This is a genomic window from Pseudomonas sp. WC1, from assembly GCF_050586565.1.
In the GTDB taxonomy this organism is placed as follows: Bacteria; Pseudomonadota; Gammaproteobacteria; order Pseudomonadales; family Pseudomonadaceae; genus Aquipseudomonas.
Genome location: NZ_JBOBDQ010000112.1, coordinates 1 through 3140, shown reverse-complemented (window position 1 = coordinate 3140; position 3140 = coordinate 1). Strand labels below are relative to the sequence as shown.

General features: G+C 69.1%; 3 protein-coding genes. 2 read left to right on the top strand and 1 reads right to left on the bottom strand.

Annotation, left to right across the window (positions count from 1 at the left end):
• Positions 1-36: 36 nt before the first annotated feature.
• A complete protein-coding gene (locus tag ACQ4OD_RS26245) occupies positions 37-732 on the top strand; it encodes a response regulator transcription factor (protein ID WP_102683604.1) in 696 nt (231 codons plus the stop codon).
• Positions 729-2333 carry an ATP-binding protein gene (locus ACQ4OD_RS26240; RefSeq protein WP_102683605.1) on the top strand — a complete coding sequence of 535 codons (1605 nt, stop codon included), beginning with the start codon at positions 729-731 and terminating at the stop codon, positions 2331-2333. Before ACQ4OD_RS26245 ends, ACQ4OD_RS26240 begins: the two co-directional genes overlap by 4 nt.
• On the opposite strand, the gene ACQ4OD_RS26235 is transcribed toward ACQ4OD_RS26240, so the two are convergent.
• Positions 2330-3031, bottom strand: a complete 702-nt coding sequence (locus tag ACQ4OD_RS26235; protein ID WP_102683606.1) for a 4'-phosphopantetheinyl transferase family protein — start codon at positions 3029-3031, stop codon at positions 2330-2332. The two genes, ACQ4OD_RS26240 and ACQ4OD_RS26235, sit on opposite strands and share 4 nt — an antisense overlap.
• Positions 3032-3140: the final 109 nt, after the last annotated feature.

The window sequence follows — 3140 nt, the reverse complement described above, 5'->3', positions numbered from 1 at the left end:
AACAACAATAAAAGACCAGCACACAAGGGGGAGGCCATGGACCAGCCAATCAACCGCATCCTGATCGTCGAGGACGACCAGCGCCTGGCCGAACTGACTGCCGAATACCTCCAGGCCAACGGCTTCGAAGTGGCGGTGGAGGGCGACGGTGGCCGCGCCGCGCGGCGTATCATCGACAGCCAGCCGGACCTGGTGATCCTCGACCTGATGCTGCCCGGCGAAGACGGCCTGAGCATCTGCCGCCGCGTGCGCGGCCAGTACGCCGGCCCCATCCTCATGCTCACCGCCCGCAGCGACGAGCTCGACCAGGTCCAGGGCCTGGACCTGGGCGCCGACGACTACGTGTGCAAACCGGTGCGCCCGCGCGTGCTGCTGGCGCGTATCAACGCCCTGCTGCGCCGCAGCGACGCCCCGGAGCGCCGCCAGGACCTGACCTTCGGCCCCCTGCATATAGACAGCCGCCAGCGCGAGGCGCGCCTGCATGGCCAGTTGGTCGAGCTGACCGGCGCCGAATTCGACCTGCTCTGGCTGCTGGCCAGCAACGCCGGGCGCGTGCTGTCCCGCGAGGAGATCTTCACCTCGCTGCGCGGCGTCGGCTACGACGGCCAAGACCGCTCCATCGATGTGCGCATCTCCAAGATCCGCCCCAAGATCGGCGACGACCCGATCACCCCTCGGCTGATCAAGACCCTGCGCAGCAAGGGCTACCTGTTCGTCGGCGAGGCGCCATGAACTCGATCTTCCTGCGCATCTACGGCGGCATGCTCGCGGTGCTGGTGCTGGTGGCCGTGCTCGGTGTGCTGAGCCTGCACCTGCTCAACGAGATCCGCGCCGGCCAGCACCGCGAGCGCCTGGCCCAGGGCACCTTCAGCCTGATGGCCGACAACCTGGCGCAGCAGAACGCGGTGGAGCGCACCCGTTCGCTGGTGATCTGGGAGCGCCTGCTTGGCGTGCCGCTGGACCTGCAGCCGCTGTCGGCGTTCACCCTCGACGGTGGGCAGCGGGCGCGGCTGTACCGCGACCTGGTGGTGGTGGAGAAAACCGGCCCGCATGCTGCCCGGGTGCTGCGCCGGGTCGGCCACGAGGACCTGCTGCTGGTGGCCGAGGTCAAGCAGATCAGCGAGCAGCTGGCCCGCGCCACCCTTTACCTGTTGGCCGACGAGCTGGTGCGCTACCCGGTGACCGAGCAGCAGGCGCGCCTGGCGCAGCTGCGCCAGAGCAAGGGCTTCGGTTTCGACATCGCCCTGCAGCGCATCGAGCGCGCCGCCCTGGACGACGACCAGCGTCGCCGGGTGGAGGAGGGCGACACGGTGATGGCCCTGGGCAGGGATGGCGATTCGATCCGCGTGTTCTCGGGGCTGTCCGGCTCGCCCTGGGTGCTGGAGATCGGCCCTCTGTATCAGCTCAACCCCTATCCGCCGCAGTTGCTGATCCTGATCGCCTTTCTCGGCTTGTGCCTGATAGGCCTGGTGGTCTACCTGCTGGTGCGCCAACTGGAGCGGCGTGTGTCGGGCCTGGAGGTGGCGGCCACGCGCATCGCCCAGGGCAGCCTCGATACCCGGGTGCCGGCCGGCGATGCCGACTCGGTGGGGCGCCTGGCCGAGGCCTTCAATGGCATGGCCGAGCACCTGCAACGTTCATTGACCATGCAGCGCGAGCTGGTGCGGGCGGTGTCCCACGAGTTGCGCACGCCGGTGGCGCGGCTGCGCTTCGGCCTGGAGATGATCGAGAGCGCCAGCACCGACGCTGCCCGGGCCAAGCACCTGGCGGGGATGGACGGCGATATCCAGGACCTGGACAAGCTGGTCGACGAAATGCTGACCTACGCCCGCCTGGAGCAGGGCGCGCCGGCCCTGCATTTCCAGGTGGTGGACCTGGACGAGCTGCTGGCGCGAGTGATCGAGGAACTGGCGCCTCTGCGCGCCGAGGTGCGGGTAGTGCGCGGCGAATGCCACGGGCTCGACGGCGGCGACGCCCGGGTCGAGGCCGAGCCGCGCTACCTGCACCGGGCCCTGCAGAACCTGGTGCGCAATGCCATGCGCCATGCGGAATCCGAAGTGCGCGTGAGCTATCACCTGGGACAGCAGCGTTGCCGCATCGATGTGGAGGACGACGGCCCCGGGATTCCCGAGGGCGTGTGGCACCGCATCTTCACCCCCTTCACCCGCCTCGACGACAGCCGCACCCGGGCCTCGGGCGGGCATGGCCTGGGGCTGTCGATCGTGCGGCGGATCATCTACTGGCATGGCGGCCGCGCCCTGGTCGGGCACAGCGAGCAGCTGGGCGGGGCGTGTTTCAGCCTGAGCTGGCCGCGGGAGCAGCCACGCGATTAAACGCTGATCAGGCTGAGCAGGTGGCCGTCCTGCAGGCAGAACTGGCCATCGAGTTCGACACCGTGGCGCCACTCGGCCGACAGGTCGGTGAGCAAGCGCAGGCGGGCGTGGCCGTCGCTGGACCATTCCAGCAGTTCGGCATGCTCGAAATAGAAGCGCTTTTTCGTCAGCGGGTAGAGCGTCTTGAACAGGCTTTCCTTGAGCGAGAAGGTCAGGGTCACGGCCAGGGCCTGTTGGCTGCGGTCCAGGCGTTCCAGCTCCGCGGGGGTGAGGATCTCTCCGGCCAGGCGTTCGGCGCGGTCTTCGCCGAGCAGGGTTTCCTGGTCCAGCCCCAGGCCGCGGCATTGGCCATCGGTAGCCACCACGGCGGCGGCCCAGCCCTGGCCGTGGGTAATCGAGCCGTGGATGCCGGCGGGCCAGATGGGCGAGCGGTCTTCATGAGGGGCGGGAGCGTAGCTGCGACCGTCGAGTATCCGTAGCGCCTCGCGGGCGCAGACCCGACCGGCCAGGTACTCGGCCTGGCGCTTGGCCACCGAGCGTTGCAGGCTGGCGGTCTGCTCGATGCCGGCGCGCTGGTAGTCATCGGGCGCGAGCTTGGCCGGGTCGAAGGCACAACTGACCAGCACCGCGCCGGGGACCGGGCGCGGCAGGGGCCAATGGTGCTGGAGCGGGGCGCAGCAGGTGGGGAGTCTGTTCATGGCAGGTATTGTGCCAGCCTGGTGGCTGGTGGTGGAGCACAGATTTTGGGGCTGCTGCGCAGCCCTTTCGCCGGCGAGCCGGCTCCCACAGGGGGCGTCGCCATCTTTT

Coding starts and splice junctions, on each gene's coding strand:
- ACQ4OD_RS26245 (WP_102683604.1), top strand. CDS start 37: ATGGACCAGCCAATCAACCGCATCCTGATCGTCGAGGACGACCAGCGC.
- ACQ4OD_RS26240 (WP_102683605.1), top strand. CDS start 729: ATGAACTCGATCTTCCTGCGCATCTACGGCGGCATGCTCGCGGTGCTG.
- ACQ4OD_RS26235 (WP_102683606.1), bottom strand. CDS start 3,031: ATGAACAGACTCCCCACCTGCTGCGCCCCGCTCCAGCACCATTGGCCC.